We start from the raw sequence: 17,486 nt of genomic DNA, 5'->3' as shown, positions 1-17,486 counted from the left end.
GATTATGTCAGAAACCATAAAGAAAGTCAGAAGTACCTTAAAAAGACAATTTACTACTACAATGTTAATCGTTCTTTTAATCATTTTAGTCTGCTCAGGTGCATTTCAATATACGTACCTTAGTAAGAAAATTGAGTCTGATGTAGCAGTAGAGGCCCAAAAAGTAAGTAAAAGTATAGAACAAGGAATGATTGAAACTCAGATGGCAACAAAAGCCATTGAACTTCAGTTAGACCTAAAATTAAAGCTAATTGCAGAACGTATCGATGACAGACTTGGGGATAAGCCTTTAGAAGAAATTACTAACGAAGAGTTAGTGGATCTAATAGATGAATTTGGTATTGCAGGTATAACCCTACTTACAGAACAAGGTGATCAAGGTGTAATGGGAGTAAAGTCTACAACCCCAACAGATATAGGGTTTAGCTTTAAAGAGTACTTAGGTGAAGAATCACCTGTATATCAAATCCTTCATGCTTTATATTATGAGGAAGAACTTCCTGATTTCTTTGGAGCATATAAAGAAGAAAATACAATGATACTTCCTATTGCGCCATCGGGTTCTAACACTGAAAAGCCTACTTTCTTCAAATATGGATACTACAAACCTGAAGGGAAAGATTATATCATCAATCCTTATATTGAAGCAAACGAGGTTTATAACTTTACTCAAGAAGTTGGACCAGATATGTGGATTAAGACAGTTCTAAATTCAAATAAAAATGTTTTAGAACTTGCGGTTCTAACCCCACAAGTGTATGCAGACCCTTCACTACTGGAAATTGAAATATCAGATTGGAAGGCAGTTAACTATGGGACGTTCGAGTCTAAAACTGAAAAGGATGTAGCTACACTTGTAAATTTAGTCAAAACGCCTAAACAAGTTTCATACAAAGAAGAATTAGGAGGTAATACTTATTATAAAGTGTTTATTCCTACTTCTGATGGAAAAGCAATTTACGTTGGTTTAGATTATGACCATTTAAGTCAACCTTTAAAAAGTATGGCAACATTACTGATAATTTTTAGCTTAATATCGTTACTGGCATTATTTATTCTATCTACTAGATTCTTCGGAAGAATATACAAAGATATTCAAGTGATTATAACTCAAATCAAAACTCTTGAGTCAGGAGATTTTTCTACTAAGTCAACAATTAAAGGAAAAGGTGAGTTAGCAGACCTTTCTAACAGTACGAATCGAATGACAAGTACCTTAAATAAGGTTTTAAAAGATACAACTAAAGAAGCTAAAAAAGTACAAAATTTATCTTTAGAGTTAAAGACAGCGGCTGATGAGTCTGTTGAAAAGGCGTATGCGCTATCTGTTGATTTAACTTCTAGGGCTAGAGAAGACAATTATGAAATTATAGATTTCTTAGATGCTCTTGAAGAAAAAATAGATTCATTGACCAATAAAGAAGAGTTCAAGGATATCAAGTCTAGAATACATGCAGTTCGTGAAATTTCTAATAATAATACATCTTCTACTACAGATATGACAATTACGCTATCTGATTTGTTTAAATCATTACAAGCACAATCAATTGAATTATCTAATATCTCTAAAACATTATTCGAGAATATGTACAAGTTTAAACTTTAATAAATATACGAATTGCACGCGCAATTAGTAGGTAAAAAGTATTAGTGCAAAAGTTTTGTTTTTGAAGGTGTTTTTTTTGAACCTTCCACAAGAGTTTATAATTAAAAATTTCATCAAAGGGGAAATCAAGCATGTCAGTTGAACTTAAAAAAAGTCTAATGGAGGATCATATCCGCTCTATTTTAGAAATAATAGGCGAGGATCCATCAAGAGAGGGTTTACTAGATACACCAAAGCGAGTCGCGAAAATGTTTGGGGAAGTATTTGAAGGTGTAGGAGTTGACCCTGAAACAGCACTTACCACAACATTTGAGGAAAACTATGATGGAATCGTTATAGTAAAGGACATTACCTATTACACTTTCTGTGAACACCATCTTATTCCTTTCTTCGGGAAGGCACATATTGGCTATATTCCAAATGGCAGAGTAGTTGGATTAAGTAAGTTTGCAAGACTTGTTGAGCTTGTTGCAAAGCGTCCGCAGGTACAGGAACGAATGACCCAGCAAATTGCAAGTGCAGTTATGAACGTATTGCAGCCAGAAGGTGTAATTGTAAGTGTCGAGGGGCAGCATCTTTGTATGTGTGCAAGAGGAATTAAGAAACCAGGTAGCTCTACTGTTACTACAGTTAAAAAGGGAATATTTAAAGAGAATAAAGGTCTAGTTGAAGAATTCGAAAGAGCTCTTTTACGAGATTGATAGGAGGTTTGCAACATGCTTTATCTTTCACGAAAAATGTACTTTTCAGCAGCTCATTATTATCGGATTGAAGAGTGGAGTGAGGAAGAGAATCAAAAAGTTTTTGGACTTTGTAGTAATCCACACGGACATGGACACGATTATACGTTAGAAGTGATGGTGAAAGGGCAATTAGACAAAGAATCAGGGATCGTAGTAAATATTACGGATATTGATAAAGTTGTAAAATCCTTTATTTATAGTGAAATAGATGGAAAATTTCTGAATAAAGAGCATCCGTATTTTACTAGTCATTTGCCAACTACCGAAAATATTGTTTCGTATATATGGAATTCACTTGATGGGAAAATTGACAATTGTCAGCTTCACAAAATTCGTTTGAAGGAAAATGATTTTTTATTTGCGGAAAAGGAGGACCAAGAAATGGTTCGATTAACTAGAAAATACCACTTTTCAACTGCACACCGTTTGCATAGTAATCAGTTGAGTCACGAAGAAAACCTTGAAATCTTTGGGAAATGCAATAATCCATATGGGCACGGTCATAACTACTACCTGGAGGTAACAGTAAGCGGAAAGCCAGACCCAATTACCGGGATGATTGCAAATCTTTCAGAAATAGATGAAATCGTTGAACAGGAAATAATGAAGAAATTTGATCATAAGCATTTGAATTTAGATACAGAGGAATTTAAGGAATTAAACCCAACTTCCGAAAATGTAGCAGTGGTCGTTTGGGATCTTTTAGATCCGAAGCTAAAGAATCTTTATAAAATTGGGTTATATGAAACAGAGAAAAACTATTTTGAATATTATGGTCCGGAAATGGAGTAAAAATATGCCTAGTCAATCGTTTAAGGGAAGAACAATTGTCGTTACGGGTTCAAGTAAAGGAATTGGTAAAGAAACAGCAGCCGAGCTTAAAAAATTTGGTGCAAACCTCGTGCTTGGAAGCAGAAGCAATTCCTATAAGCTAGAAGGAAATGTATTAGAGTTACCGTTAGATGTAACAAGTGAGGAATCCGTTAAAGAGTTTTTTAAACATGCAGTCAATCAGTTTGGCACAGTAGATACCTTATTGAATTGTGCTGGTGTAGGCGTATTTGGAAGTGTAATCGATACCTCATTAGAGGATTTTGATAATATGCTAGCAACAAATGTACGAGGTACTTTTCTAACCTGTAAGTACTTTGGGAAGCATATGGCTGAAAGAGGTAAAGGTCATATTTTAAATCTTGTTTCAATCGCTGGCACCACAGCATTAGCAGGTTGCGGGGGGTATTCCGCATCTAAATTTGGAGTTATGGGATTAACAAAAGTATTACAGACTGAACTTCGGACGAAAGGTGTTCAGGTTACAGCAGTTATACCAGGCTCTGTTAGCAGTAGCTTTTGGGACAATATGGAGACAAGCTTTGATTTGTCAAAAATGATTCCAACCGAAACGGTTGCAAAAAATTTGCTTTACCTACTTGATCAGCCACAAGGGGCTTTTATTGATGAAATCACAATAATGCCACCTTTAGGCATTCTATAGGAGGGGGGACAGTGAGGCGGCTTTTTAATAGAGTATTTAAGAATTCTTCAATTGAAAAAGAACAGCCTTTTGCCATGACTCTCCCTTCTGGAACAGAATTTGACGACTTAGATCAAATGACCAAAAAAGGATTTCTCGCGAAGAAATTATGTGAATACTCAGGAGGAGATAAGGCTCAAGGAGATTTCATATTCTACTTGTCATTTACCAAAAAGTCATTTCATGACCCTATAAGTGATGAAGAAGTCTTTCTCCATTTAAGCGAGATAATGGTCAATTGGAATGAACAAAATTTGGATATCCCACAAGAAATTAGACAGTTAGATGTAAAGAATGATATCCAAAACGCGATGCTTAAGGCGTTTGAAATGTTTAAGAATGAGCTATTTGTTTCACTTAATACAGTGAAACAAACATCTTTAAAACAAGCTGATGACGGTAAGTGGGAAGTCTATCGTGATGTCATTTTAGCAGCAACACAGGGCAAATTTTTGCTAATAAAGGAAGATGAGGTTGAAGGCTTCAAAGAAGGAATCGTATTTTGCGAGAATACGATCAAGAACCGTTCAGATATCCCGAATTGTCGCAATCAAGCAAAAGAAATTCTTGAATCAAAGCATATAAGCAAAACTCTGGTCATGACCTGGTTGCTCGTTCTCTCAGAGGCAATTACGAACACGATTAAACATGCAGAAGAGGGTAAAATGACCTTAATTGAAGACACTGCCAAAAAAGAAGTAAGGTTTATTATTGAAGATAAGGGGCCAGGGTTCAATTTACAAGACCTGCCTAAGATGGCTCTACTAGAAGGATACTCTACAAAAAAATCAATGGGGCAAGGTTTTACTCTGATGATGAAAATGACGAAGCAGGTCACATTATATACATCTCCACAAGGCTCAACCATCATCTTACATTTTGATTTTACTAATGAAAAGGAGGGGAAATTTGATGCCACGGGTTGAAATACCTAAACGAAATATGAATACGATTGAGAAAACACTTTTAACTGCTAATTTGTTTGAAGGTTTTTGGGATAGATGGATTGTTCATGGTGTGGAAAAGGAAGACTTAGAGACAGTACGTTCCACTATCTCCACGAAAGATGAGTGGATTCAATCCTGGAGAAGCTTAGCAAATCAAAAAGTTTTTGAAGCAAAGAAATTAGCAGAAAATAACCGAGTAAGGGAGGCAGAACTGAATTACCGCAAAGCCGGACTTTATTTTCAGTTAATTCAATGGCTCATTCCAGAAGCGAGTAGCGAAAAAATATATTGGCTGAATAAGTCCATGGAAAATTTCCATGAAGCAGACCGACTTAATTCTTGGAAAACAACATACGACATGCTGCATATGGGGGATGAAATTTATTTTGGAAGAATAAGAGTTCCTTCAAATCCAAAAGGAGTTGTGGTTATCATTAATCCTCTTGATTCCACGAAAGAAGAACTGTTTACGTATGAGTTGGATTTTTTAGAAAAGGGATTTGTTACGCTGAGTTTTGATGGTCCAGGTCAAGGTCAGACATACGCTTATATGGGAATTAGGGGCACGAAAAAAAGGTGGCAGAAATTTGTCGATTTACTTATTGACTATTCTGTACTCAATTTTTCAAATCTACCCATTTATTTATTTGGTACAAGCTCCGGTGCGGCTTGGGCATTATATGGTAGCTGCAACCCAAAAGTTAATAAGGTTGTGGCTGTATCACCTGTCTTTCCTTCAAGTAAGATTACTCTTCCCGACTATTTTATGGAAAGAACACGTTATGTTTTAGAGGAATCAAATGCACTCCCAACTTTGGATTCTCTAGATTTTGAAAAACCAGTATTACTCGTTCACGGTAAACAAGATGTGATGGTTTCAGATGAAGAAATACATCACCTTTATCATCTATTACCTGATGGTAAATGTTACCTAGAATACGAGGATGAAGGGCATTGTTGTAATTTTAAACTTCCAGAAGTTAGACGATATGCAACTGACTGGTTTTCCCGAAATTTAGAAAACTGTAAAAGGAGGCAATGACATGGAATTAAAGATCAGAAAAGAATATGAAAATTTGACCCTTACACTCTATTTAGAGGGAATATTGGATATTTCAACAGCAAATGTAATAGATCCATATTTGGAAGAAATAGATGAGATTGAAAAGCTAATCATTGATTTTTCGAAATTAGAATTTATTGATTCAACGGGAATTGGTTCGATTATGAATGCCATCTACTTATCAAAGGAAAAGGGATTCAAGCTTAGATTACAAGGAGAAGATGAGTTAACACGACAAGTTCTTGATACTGTTGGTTTATATGACATGTTATCTGTACTCCAAGAGGAGGTTGAGTAATGTATATGGATCATATGTCATATAACTTCTCAAAATCTAAGCAAGAAGAAATGGATAGAACGTTAGAACGGGAAATTAATTTAGCCAGGAATATCCAAACCTCACTATTAAATGGTAAAACTCCTAGTATTGAAGGTGGAGAGGTCTCCGGTTCTTCCATACCTGCACGGTTAATAGGTGGAGATTATTTTGATTTTTATCCCCTTGTAGACGGGAATCTTCGGATTGTGATTGGGGATGTTATGGGTAAGGGTATCCCAGCAGCGATGCTAATGATTTTAACTAGAGGAGCATTCCGTAGTGCTGCAGAAAGCACACAAAGTCCTGGTGAAACATTAACAGCTATGAATCAAGCAATCTATGAAGACTTACGGACTTTGAAATCTTTTGTAACGCTTTTTTGTGCTGATTGGAACCCAAGTACGTCGGTTTTAACCTATGCAAACGCAGGCCATAATCCTCCCTTACTTATTAAATCAAAGAATAATACAGTAGAGGAGCTTCCAAAGGTGAAAGGGATTATGGTTGGTGGTTTACCCAATCAGGTCTATCAAGAGCTATCCATAAAATTGGAGGAAGATGATACAGTGTTTTTTTATACGGATGGTATTGTTGAGGCTCAAAATAAGGATGGGGAGCAATATAAGCTAGAGCGTCTTTCTCAAACCTTATTGCAAAACAAGGATCTAGGTGTTGGCGAAATTGAAAAAAGAGTCATGGAGTCAGTGAACGAGTTCACACAGGGAGTCCCACAAAAAGATGATATTACGATGGTTTTACTAAAGATAAGTGAGAAAAAAGCGGATATAACAAGTTTGAATTCTCCGGTATTGAGTTAGGAGGATGGTTATGGAAAGTATTGTTTCTAAAGGAAAAGATATTAGGGAAGCAATAGAGATTGGACTAAATGTGTTAGAGACAACAAAAGATAATGTGGCCATCGAAATTATTCAAAATGAAACAAAAGGATTCTTAGGAATCGGTTCGAAGGCTGGAATTGTAAAACTGACGAAAGTCAAAAATGAAAAGCTAGAGCAGACAAAAGTAAACGAAATGAATGAAACGGTTATCAATCAGATGGATTTGATTGCAGACCATGTATCTAATCAAAAAGAAATGCCAGTGGATAAATTAAGTCAAGGTCAAATGGAATCTGTTATACATGAGACTCAAAGGAATCAAGCATCCTCATACGATGGCAAAGCATGGGTCAAGGATGGTCAGCTATATTGTAAGTCATCCCCTACTCATTTTCCGATGGTCACGGTACATCCTGGAGTTTCTCTATATAAAAATGGTATGAGAGTCAAGGATACGACAACAATTATCTCTGAACACGATTCTTATGACATTCGGGTGGAAGAAGAGGTCAAGGAAACAAAATGGTCAGTTTCCATGGATAATCATCGATTAAAGGTATTATTAAAGGTGGAACCAGGCTTTAAAATTAAGAAGAAAGTGCCAGATATAGAAGCTGAGCACCATATTGAATTGATTGCTGAAGAAGTGAAGGAGATACAACATACACTCTCCTACGAGGATGTTTTGTTTAAATTAGAGACGTTGAATGTAAGACACGGTTTCAATCACACAGAAATAAATAAAGCACTGGAAGCAACAGAGCCAGGCACATTTGAAATTGTGACGGGAATCCAACCTAAGCCAGGTAAAGATGGTTGGATTGAAATTAAAGTGGAAACAGACACAACCGAAGGTCTTAAGGAAAAGGAGGATGGCAGTGTAGATTTTAGAGAGATCAAAACGATTCCATCTGTAGAGAGGGGACAGCTTATTGCGATTGTTCATCCTCCTGTACCTGGCCAAATTGGATATACAGTCACAAATGAGCCCTTGCCAGCAAAACAGGTACATCCTGTTGTATTGAGAACAGGTAATGGTGTTATGGTTGTTAAAGATAAAGCTGTTGCTACGGAATCAGGGCGTCCTTTTCTTGAGAAAAGGGGACAGCTTGTAAAAATATCACTTATGCAAAAACTAACACATCTAGGAGATGTTGATTTAGGATCAGGGAATCTTCGATTTTCTGGAGATATAGAAATTGTCGGTGAAGTAAAACATGGGATGATGGTTGAGGCAGAAGGCGATGTTATGGTTCATAAAGCGATTGACCATGCAACTTTAAATGCAAGCGGTGCGGTAATTGGATACGGTACTATTATTGGTTCAGAAATTTCAGCGGGAAAGAACAATATGCTGGTTGCAGAATTAGGGCATCTTCTTGGGATAATAGAACAACATATGACAAATATTGTTAAAGTAATTGGGCAGTTGTCACAATCAGCAGCTTTTAAATCAAGTGACTTAACAAGGGCAGGCATTCAGCCGTTATTAAAAATTTTATTGGAAAGAAAATTCAAAAACTTCCCTCCGATTGCCAAAAAGTACGTCGATGTTGTGAACAGAAGTGAGGGATACCTCCAAGATGATGAATGGAGAGAAATAGCGGTGTTGCTGAACAAACTCTTTCTTTCATTAACCAATCAGATCACCTCCTTAGAATCAATAAAGCTATTATCTCGCAAGGTAAAGGATTTGCATGAACTTAGTAAGACGCCTGTGGAGCCTGATTCCTATATAACCATTTCAAGCTCGGTAAATAGTAAACTGTATTGTAGTGGAAATATACTGATCCTCGGAAATGGATGTATTAATACAAAGATACACGCTGGAGGAACCTTGAAAATTTATGGAGTTCTTCGAGGTGGAGAGGTGTATGGTCGCTTAGGCGTAGATATCAATGAGGTCGGGGCTGAGAGTGGAACTTCTACTTTAATAGCGGTCCCTGAAGACCAAAAAATAGTTATGAAAAAGGTTATGGAAGGATGTACGATCAAAATTGGTCATCGTAAATATACATTTATGGAAGCTAGAAATCATGTAACAGCATTCCTAAACGATAATGGCACAATTGAGATTCAATGATAGGATAGGTGGATTTTATAATGATTCGTTTTTTATTAATAAAGGATGAGAAAACTGTAGAAGTTAAATTAGAGGGAGATTTAGACATAGATGGAACGGAAGTTGTGGAAGAGGAACTACTCCCAGCTATCGAAAAATTTTCTTCTGTTACCCTTAACTTAAGAGATGTCCCATTTGTTGATTCTTCGGGGATTGGTCTATTGCTAAATTTGGTTAAAACAATGGAAGAAAAAGGAATTACGATTGTAATAACAAATGTCAGAGAAGAAGTAATGGATGTGTTCGATCTTTTACAAATTCCCGATATTCTTGGTGAAGGAGTTTTTATATAACCTTTTACAACTTTTGTATAAAGATATCAATTTTTTTCCTCGGGACACCAATAGTTTAAATCAGTCGTGAATGTTATTGGAGCACATATAGAATTTTGGAAATAAAGGTGATTCGATGGATGCTATTTATACAGACTTTGAAGTTAATAATTTGATTTCCTTTTTAAAAAAAACAGGTCAAGAGAATGTAGACTTTTTAGGAGAAGATATAGATATTTTCTTTTGGTCATATGATTACCGAACAAATGAAATGCTTTTTACGAATGGCATCAAGAAAGTATCTGGATATACGCATCAAGAATACACTGAATTAAAGCTATGGAACAAATCGATTTATCATGAGGATAAATACGTAGAAGAAGTTTTTATTGATGCATTTGTTAATATGACTCCAGTTAATATCGAATATCGAATTATAAGAAAGGATGGGTCTATCGGTTGGGTTAAAACCAAGGGAAAGCCAGTTGTTTCTCATCTCAACGAACCCATTCGTTTCAATGGTCTGACTCGTGATATTACCGCAAAGAAAACTTTTGATAATGAAATAAAAGAGTCTAAAGAAAAATACCAGACACTTGTAGAGAATTCTGCACTAGGTGTATATATATCCCAAGATAGTAAATATCAATTTGTTAATCAAAAGATGATTGAGATAACAGGCTATACCGAAAGTGAATTGCTTGAAATGCGCTATGATACTCTTTTAGACCAAAAGAGCAAAGAACTCGTTCTAAAAAGAGTTTCCAATTTTTTAAGTGGAAAAGAGAACAGCTCAGAGGAAATTACAATTGTTCGAAAAAATGGGGAAAAACGAATAGTTGAGCTACAATCCTCACTCATAACTTATAAAAACAAACCAGCATTAATGGGGACATTCCTTGATATAACAGAAAAAAAGAAGTCTGCAGAGCAAATAAATTTTCTTGCCTACTATGATTCATTGACAGGTGTTCCTAACAAACATCTTTTTCATAAAATGCTTGAAAAAGAAGTAAAGGTGGCAAAGTCCCAAAACAAAAAGCTTGCCCTCCTATACATGGATTTTGTTCAATTAAGTATCATAAACGACACATACGGTCACAATGTTGGCGATGAGGTATTAAAATCAGTTGTAAATCAAATAAGTGAATTAGTTGATAAATATGGGTTTATCACAAGGTATAATGGTTGTGAATTTTTCATCCTGTTGCGCGAATTGAGCATTTCTGAAGTAGAAGGAATGGTTGAGGAAATCATAAGTATAGTGCCCAAATCTCTTAATATTGGTCTAGAATCGACCCTAAGAATAGGAATAAGCTTATTTCCAGAACATACAGTATGTGTTGACTCATTAATAAAATATGCCAATATTGCACTACATCATATTAAAGATAATGTAACGAATGGGAAGGGTTACGAATTTTACGATGACACCATGATGAGGCAAGTGGAAAGGATAGCAAAGCTAACAGGTGATTTTCAAAGAGGCTTGGCACAAGGTGAATTTTATTTGGAATTTCAGCCGAAAATTGAAATTGTGACGAAAGAAATAAAAGGGATCGAAGCGCTCATTAGATGGAAACATCCAGAGTTCGGTTTTATTTCCCCTATGGAATTCATTCCGCTTGCCGAGAAGAATGGATTTATTAATCAATTAGGCGACTGGGTCTTGGAAGAAGCTATTCACCATGTAATGACGTTACCCAAACCTATCATGGTAAGTGTAAATCTATCGGTAATCCAATTATTTCAGGAAAATATTGTTGAGAAGCTTGAAAAGATTTTAATGCAAACGAACTTTCCACCTTCCTTATTGAATTTGGAAATAACAGAAGGTATTGCGATTTTGGATATTAATAAAACGGTAAAAATACTTGAACGGATAAAGAGCTTAGGTATTCACTTATCGTTAGATGACTTTGGAACAGGGTACTCCTCTTTAAGCTATTTATCTCAACTTCCATTTGATTATATTAAAATAGATAAGTCATTCTTTGATAACTCTGAACATGAACAATCTAATCAGAAAATCATTCAAACAATTATAAACGTATCTCATAGCTTGAAATTAAAGGTTGTGGCTGAAGGGATTGAAACAAAAGAACAGGCAGATGCTTTAGTCCAGTTTGGATGCGATTTGGGACAAGGTTATTATTTTTCAAAGCCAGTAACAGTAGAAAAAATAAAAGAATATATGTTGAATAATGATTAGGAATGTCATCTTTCGGGATGGCATTTTTTTGGGTGGATTTACGAAATTTCATATTTTGTGTATGACAGACAAGGAATCCCACTCAAACCTCAATCACACACCCATCCCGAATCCCAAACTTCCGAATCGATCCGACTGGCATTTCAATGGTTTTATATGCATGTTTAACCGGAAAGATAACGGTCCACGGTTTCACATCTTCCTTCGTTTTCACCACTCGATTTTCTTTATCAAGAAAGACAACATCAATTGGAAAAAACATGAAGAACATATGGATGGAATTGCAGGGCTCTAAAATGATAGCTTCGTTTTTGATCGGTTTAAGTTGAAACATCAAGCCTTTTAACCGTTTTAAAAAAGTATCATAGGTCTTTAGTTCTAGATTTAAGATGCGAATATGAGTCTTTTTGCTCATATTTCTTTCCTGCCTTTCCATTATCTACTGATTGTTTGATGCTGTATAGGCATGTTATATTCTAACTCGTAAGGCAAACAACAATGACAAAATCGATAAGGGCAAACCTGGGGAAACCTAGCGACGCAAAGCTATAGGGGCTTCATTGTGAAAACAATATGCTCGCCAGCTACCGAAAAATAAATCGAACCCTTGAGGGGCGATATTATTCTTTCGGGATAATATCGCCCTTTTTTGTACCTCATCGATTGTCAAAAAAATAAAAACAAAAATTTCGAGGGGGAAATATATATTATGCAAAAAATTAAACAATTTTTCACAGAAGAAAAAGGTCAAGGAATGACTGAGTACGGTTTGATTCTTGGACTTATCGCTCTAGCAGCAGTTGCAGCAATCACATTCTTCGGTGAACAAATTCAAACAAAATTTGCTGAAATTGGAAAGAAACTAACTGGTACCGAATTTACACCACCAGCTCAATAATTATAGAATTAATGTAAACTAACCAATTCCCCTACTATCCTAAAAATGCGAGAGTAGGGGATTTTTAAATGAACTTGAAAATGAGGTGGATGAATGCTAAATGTATGTTTATTCTTGGCACTTCTCATTTCTTTTATTACAGATATAAAAGAAAGAAAAATATATAACCTTGTTACATTTCCAACCATGCTTATCGGTCTTATTTTTCATACAGTATCAAATGGATGGGACGGTCTTCAATTTAGCTTTTTCGGTATTCTTACAGGATTCGGTCTACTATTAATTCCGTACGTACTTGGTGGTATGGGAGCAGGAGATGTCAAGCTACTTGGGGCAATTGGAGCTTTAAAGGGTAGTACTTTTGTTTTTCAATCATTCTTCGTGATTGCCATTATTGGCGGAGTGATTGCGATAGCGATTTTAATTCATAAAAAAGAAGTAGGTTTCTTCTTCAAAAGGATCTTCTTTGCGATGCGTTTTCGTACACTTGATGGAATCGATAAAGAGGATATGCATCATGCCTTTCCTTATGGAGTTGCGATCGTGATTGGGACGCTTCTTTATAGTGGAGTTGAGTTAGTGTGATACGAAAGCAGAATGGTCAAGGAATTGTTGAGATGGCACTTTCGATTACACTCCTTTTGTTTTTAGTATTTGGAATCATTGATTTTGGACGGATTTTTTCAGCTTATTTAACCCTCAATCATGCAAGTAGAGAGGCAGCTAGAGTGGCAAGTGTAGGCGGAAGTAATGAGGATATCCTGCGGACTGCAGTTGAGGCAACAGAAGTAATGACAAGCGAATTGGTTAAAGTGAATATTTCACCTGAAATTGGTCGCTCAAGGGGTGAATTTGTAACCATTGCGATTTCTTACCCAGTTACGCTTTCAACCCCTCTTCTTGATCGTGTTGTACCGAATCCATTTCAGCTTGAAAATGAAACAACAATGAGGATAGAATAATGAAATTTTTTAAAAAAGAAGATGGGGCAACGATTGTACTTATTGCTATTATGATGAGTGTGTTTTTAGGATTACTTGCATTGGTCGCTGATGTGGGGAATCTATACTTAGAAAAGGCCAAAATTCAAAAGGTAGCGGATGCTGCTGCTTTAGCAGGAGCAGGGGAACTGCCTCTAAATCAAACTCAAGCTCAAATGATGGCAACGAAAACGATTGAACTTAATAAAGAGAACCCAAGTGATTTTTCAATCTTTATTCAAAATAACTCAACAACGATCGAGGTCATTGCAAACAAGGAAGTCCAGTTATTTTTCGCTCGTACCCTTGGTTTTGAAAATCCAGTGATCCGGGCAGATGCTTCTGTAGATTTGATGCCTGTAACATCAGGAGTTGGGGCTGTGCCACTAGGGGTAGAATATTCGAATTCCTTACAATTTGGAAGTGAAGTCAAGCTGAAGGTTGCTGATGCAACCTATGGAAATTTTGGGGCACTTGCCTTAACTGGACCCGGTGCAAAAAATTATGAAACAGATTTAGAAAATGGATATGGTTTTGAAATAAAGGTTGGCGATGTGTTAAACACTGAAACAGGGGCCATGGCCGGAAAAACATATACGGCTGTTACAAAGCGGATTCAAGCATGCCCAAATCAGACTTATTTAGATTACAGCGATGATTGCAAACGACTTATTTTAGTACCAGTTTTCAAGCCGATTTTAATTGATAATGCGAAACAGGTGAAACAAGTTGAGGTTGTTGGCTTTGCCACTTTCTTCATAAAAAATGTTACATCAACAAGCAGTAATGCTGAAGTCATTGGAACTTTTATTCAAACAACCTACCCAGGAAGCATATCTTCCACACAAAAAAGCTATGGCACTTATGGGTATAAATTAACAAAATAGGTGGGGTACTATGAACCGAAAAAAGCTTTGGATTTTTGCAATCACCTTTGGATTGTTTTCAGCGACTTTATTCTATTTGATAACGGAATCTAAGAATGTAGAGCCTGTAAATGCTGCTGATTCAGAAGGCATTGCTTCAAGTGAACAAGCGGAAGAAAGCACTGAGCAAATAAAACAGCTACTGCCAATAGAAAATGGAAAGAGGGCCATTACAGTTTCTGTTAATGAGGTTCAAGGTGTTTCTGGGTTTATTGTTCCAGGCTCTTATGTAGATGTGATTGCTACTTCTCCAGAGAATAACAGTCAGCTTTTGGTAGAAAATAGTAGGGTCCTGGCTGTTGGGAGAACAACGGCTGTAGCCGAGGATGCGAGTGTAAATAATTATCAAACCATCACACTAGAGGTAGCACCTGAAGCTGGGATTGCCATTGCGAATGCAACAAGTAAAGGTGCAATCAGTCTGATGTTGAAGGGGAGTCCTGCTACAGAGCCAACATCAGGATCTTAAGTGGAAAAAGGTGATCTGAAGTGATTCATTATTATATTTTGATGGATAAGAATGTCCATATCGAAAGAATGAAGGGCTTTATTGGCAAACAAAACGTAATTTCAAGTTTTCATACCGTTACGGAACTACATTCAGCATTGAAGGGTACTGAAGGGGAGTCGATTATTTTACTTGGTGAACTCTCGACAAATGATCCGTACTTAGTTTGTCAGGAAATCACGTATCACTACCCTCAAACTGCGGTGGTCTTACTCTTACCAGATGAAAGCATCGATTTAAAAAAGGCTATGTATTCCGGCGCTGTTGATGCAGTTAATATTTACAGTGATCAAGAATGTGTAAAAGCGATTGAAAAGGCAAGAGAAATCGTCCACCTCAAGAGTCAGCGATTCCCACAGGAAGAACCAACCGAAGGTAAGGTTATAACAGTGTGTAGTACAAAGGGTGGAGTGGGTAAGACAACAATAAGTGTCAATCTAGCGGTGGCTTGTATGAAGAAAAATTTGAAAGTAGCGGTTATTGACCTAGATTTGCAATTTGGAGATGTGCCCCTTTTATTTGATCAAAAGCCCAAAAAGACGATCTATGAGTGGATGAAAGAAGGATATGATGAAGGGTCGACTTCCCTTGAAGGCTATCTTACAAAAGACGAGACTGGTATTGAAATACTAGCCTCTCCTCATTTACCGGAATATGCAGAGCTTGTTACGGGTGAGCACATTTATACGATTATTCAAGAAATGAAAAAAACGTTTGATGTGATTATCATTGATACGCCACCTTCATTTGTCGAAACAAGCTTAGTGGCTTTAGAAAACTCGGATGAGATCTTGTTAATCACTAGTCTTGATTTACCGTCCTTAAAGAATGGAAAGTTAGCTCTTGATACGCTTGGTATTTTAGGGTTGAAGGACAGAATCAAAGTGATTTTAAACCGTGACACAGAGTCTGCTGAGCTAACTACAGACATGATTGAAAAAGTGTTAGGATTACCTATTAAACAACGGATTCCGAGTGATTATAAATTAGTGATTTCTTCTATTAATAAAGGGGACCCTTTTGTGTCTATGTCACATCGCTCCCCAGTAGCAAAATCGGTTCTTGCATTAGCAGATGAACTTATCGAAAGACCGAAACAAAAAGAAGTTACAAAGAAAAAAACGTCATTTTGGAAGTCTATTACTCGAAAAAAGTAAGGAGGGTTTGGTTTGTCACTATTAAAACGACTTAATGAAAAAACAAATACTGTAAGTAGTACAAGCCCTCAAGAAGTAAAACGAAAAGAACCCAAGAAACCAAAAGAATCAGAGCTAAAGACTCAATTGCATCAGCATATCATTTCAGAACTTAAGAAACACCCAGCGATGACTGAGGAAGAACAAATCACATTTATTGAAAAAGAATCGATGGAATTTCTGAATGAACATGCGGATCGCTTTTTAACACATGAAGCTAAAAAAGAGCTTATTGATACGATTACAAACGAATTGATCGGTTTTGGTCCAATTACACCTCTTTTAAATGATCCAGATGTATCCGAGATTATGGTGAATGGTCCTTACCAAATTTATATCGAAAAAAAGGGAAAGTTGATTGAAAGTGATAGCTATTTTCGAGATGACGACCATGTGATGCAGGTGATTGAAAAGATTGTATCACCGCTTGGGAGAAGAATTGACGAATCAAGCCCAATGGTTGATGCAAGGTTGCCGGATGGGTCTCGTGTGAATGCGATAATTCCACCCCTCTCATTGGTTGGTCCTGTGATCACGATTCGTAAATTCCCAAGTAAACGCTTGGAAATGAGAGATTTAATTGGTTTTGGAACATTAAGTGAGGAAATGGCTAAGTTCCTTGATGGGTGTGTAAAAGCAAGACTTAATATTTTTATTAGTGGTGGAACCGGTTCTGGTAAGACCACACTATTAAATGTATTATCATCGTTTATTCCAAATGATGATCGGATTGTGACGATTGAGGATGCCGCTGAGCTTCAGTTAATGCAGGACCATGTCATTTCACTTGAAACGAGGCCTCCTAATATTGAAGGAAAAGGCGCTATTGCGATTCGTGATTTAGTGCGAAATTCCCTTCGGATGCGACCAGACCGTGTGGTAATTGGGGAGGTTCGTAGTTCAGAAGCACTTGATATGCTTCAAGCAATGAATACAGGTCATGATGGCTCTCTTGCAACAGGTCACGCAAATACCCCGAGGGATATGCTATCACGTTTGGAAACAATGGTTTTGATGGCGGGGATGGATTTACCGGTGCGTGCCATTCGGGAACAAATTTCAAGTGCCGTTGATCTTATTATCCAACAATCTAGACTTAAGGATGGAAGTCGGAAAATCACGCATATTACCGAAGTTATCGGTATGGAGGGAGATACAATCATTTTACAGGACCTCTTTACCTTTAAACAAACTGGTACTACTAGTGACGGAAAAATAGAAGGTAGACATTCCTCAACTGGAATTCGCCCGTACGTATCTGAAAAACTAGAAAACTACGGAATTGACTTACCAAGCGATTGGTTTAATGAGGTGTAATGAG

At 36.7% G+C, this 17,486-nt stretch carries 19 protein-coding genes and 1 riboswitch; of the genes, 18 read left to right on the top strand and 1 reads right to left on the bottom strand.

Features of this window, described 5'->3' with window-relative positions; translation table 11 throughout:
* Positions 1-4 precede the first annotated feature (4 nt).
* From V7138_RS12750 to V7138_RS12700, 11 genes are all read left to right on the top strand, one after another.
* Complete coding sequence (locus tag V7138_RS12750; protein WP_335397868.1) at positions 5-1,606, top strand: methyl-accepting chemotaxis protein; 1,602 nt, start codon at positions 5-7, stop codon at positions 1,604-1,606.
* Positions 1,607-1,737: 131 nt separating this feature from the next.
* Positions 1,738-2,307 (top strand): GTP cyclohydrolase I FolE, encoded by a 570-nt coding sequence (gene folE, locus V7138_RS12745; protein ID WP_335397866.1) that lies wholly within the window; start codon positions 1,738-1,740, stop codon positions 2,305-2,307.
* A gap of 15 nt (positions 2,308-2,322) precedes the next feature.
* Positions 2,323-3,141, top strand: coding sequence for a 6-carboxytetrahydropterin synthase (locus tag V7138_RS12740; protein ID WP_335397864.1), 819 nt, complete (start codon positions 2,323-2,325; stop codon positions 3,139-3,141).
* Between the two features lie 4 nt (positions 3,142-3,145).
* Positions 3,146-3,844, top strand: coding sequence for an SDR family oxidoreductase (locus V7138_RS12735; RefSeq protein WP_335397863.1), 699 nt, complete (start codon positions 3,146-3,148; stop codon positions 3,842-3,844).
* A gap of 11 nt (positions 3,845-3,855) precedes the next feature.
* On the top strand, positions 3,856-4,809 hold the full coding sequence (locus V7138_RS12730) for an ATP-binding protein (protein ID WP_335397861.1): 954 nt from the start codon (positions 3,856-3,858) through the stop codon (positions 4,807-4,809).
* Complete coding sequence (locus V7138_RS12725; RefSeq protein WP_335397859.1) at positions 4,796-5,872, top strand: alpha/beta hydrolase; 1,077 nt, start codon at positions 4,796-4,798, stop codon at positions 5,870-5,872. The genes V7138_RS12730 and V7138_RS12725 overlap by 14 nt, the downstream gene beginning before the upstream one ends.
* Before the next feature lies 1 nt (position 5,873).
* On the top strand, positions 5,874-6,191 hold the full coding sequence (locus V7138_RS12720; RefSeq protein WP_335397857.1) for an STAS domain-containing protein: 318 nt from the start codon (positions 5,874-5,876) through the stop codon (positions 6,189-6,191).
* A complete protein-coding gene (locus V7138_RS12715; protein ID WP_335397855.1) occupies positions 6,191-7,030 on the top strand; it encodes a PP2C family protein-serine/threonine phosphatase in 840 nt (279 codons plus the stop codon). Before V7138_RS12720 ends, V7138_RS12715 begins: the two co-directional genes overlap by 1 nt.
* 10 nt (positions 7,031-7,040) lie before the next feature.
* Positions 7,041-9,134, top strand: a complete 2,094-nt coding sequence (locus tag V7138_RS12710; protein WP_335397853.1) for a FapA family protein — start codon at positions 7,041-7,043, stop codon at positions 9,132-9,134.
* Positions 9,135-9,154: 20 nt separating this feature from the next.
* On the top strand, positions 9,155-9,466 hold the full coding sequence (locus V7138_RS12705; protein WP_335397851.1) for an STAS domain-containing protein: 312 nt from the start codon (positions 9,155-9,157) through the stop codon (positions 9,464-9,466).
* A 115-nt stretch (positions 9,467-9,581) separates the two neighbouring features.
* The gene (locus V7138_RS12700; protein WP_335397849.1) at positions 9,582-11,657 is read left to right on the top strand and encodes a sensor domain-containing protein; all 2,076 of its coding nucleotides are present in this window, start codon (positions 9,582-9,584) and stop codon (positions 11,655-11,657) included.
* Between the two features lie 82 nt (positions 11,658-11,739).
* Here the strand turns inward: V7138_RS12700 and V7138_RS12695 are convergent, their stop codons facing one another.
* A complete protein-coding gene (locus V7138_RS12695; RefSeq protein ID WP_335397847.1) occupies positions 11,740-12,072 on the bottom strand; it encodes a DUF192 domain-containing protein in 333 nt (110 codons plus the stop codon).
* A 90-nt stretch (positions 12,073-12,162) separates the two neighbouring features.
* A riboswitch (cyclic di-GMP riboswitch) is annotated at positions 12,163-12,249 on the top strand.
* Between the two features lie 117 nt (positions 12,250-12,366).
* Between V7138_RS12695 and V7138_RS12690 the strand changes: the two genes are divergently transcribed.
* The 7 genes from V7138_RS12690 to V7138_RS12660 all read left to right on the top strand — a co-directional run bounded on the left by V7138_RS12690 (position 12,367) and on the right by V7138_RS12660 (position 17,482).
* A complete protein-coding gene (locus V7138_RS12690; protein WP_438824357.1) occupies positions 12,367-12,555 on the top strand; it encodes a Flp family type IVb pilin in 189 nt (62 codons plus the stop codon).
* A 93-nt stretch (positions 12,556-12,648) separates the two neighbouring features.
* Positions 12,649-13,140, top strand: a complete 492-nt coding sequence (locus tag V7138_RS12685; RefSeq protein ID WP_335397845.1) for an A24 family peptidase — start codon at positions 12,649-12,651, stop codon at positions 13,138-13,140.
* The gene (locus tag V7138_RS12680; RefSeq protein ID WP_335397843.1) at positions 13,137-13,517 is read left to right on the top strand and encodes a TadE/TadG family type IV pilus assembly protein; all 381 of its coding nucleotides are present in this window, start codon (positions 13,137-13,139) and stop codon (positions 13,515-13,517) included. Before V7138_RS12685 ends, V7138_RS12680 begins: the two co-directional genes overlap by 4 nt.
* A complete protein-coding gene (locus V7138_RS12675; RefSeq protein WP_335397841.1) occupies positions 13,517-14,422 on the top strand; it encodes a pilus assembly protein TadG-related protein in 906 nt (301 codons plus the stop codon). The genes V7138_RS12680 and V7138_RS12675 overlap by 1 nt, the downstream gene beginning before the upstream one ends.
* A gap of 10 nt (positions 14,423-14,432) precedes the next feature.
* A complete protein-coding gene (cpaB, locus tag V7138_RS12670) occupies positions 14,433-14,930 on the top strand; it encodes a Flp pilus assembly protein CpaB (protein WP_335397839.1) in 498 nt (165 codons plus the stop codon).
* A gap of 20 nt (positions 14,931-14,950) precedes the next feature.
* Entirely contained in the window at positions 14,951-16,126 is a 1,176-nt protein-coding gene (locus V7138_RS12665) for an AAA family ATPase (RefSeq protein ID WP_335397837.1), read from the top strand.
* 12 nt (positions 16,127-16,138) lie between these two features.
* Entirely contained in the window at positions 16,139-17,482 is a 1,344-nt protein-coding gene (locus tag V7138_RS12660; protein WP_335397835.1) for a CpaF family protein, read from the top strand.
* The last annotated feature ends 4 nt before the right edge of the window (positions 17,483-17,486 follow it).

Source organism: Bacillus sp. JJ1533 (genome assembly GCF_036965045.1).
In the GTDB taxonomy this organism is placed as follows: domain Bacteria; phylum Bacillota; class Bacilli; order Bacillales; family Bacillaceae_L; genus Ferdinandcohnia.
Note: the sequence above shows the minus strand (reverse complement) of the source record. Positions and strands in the feature narration are given on the sequence as shown.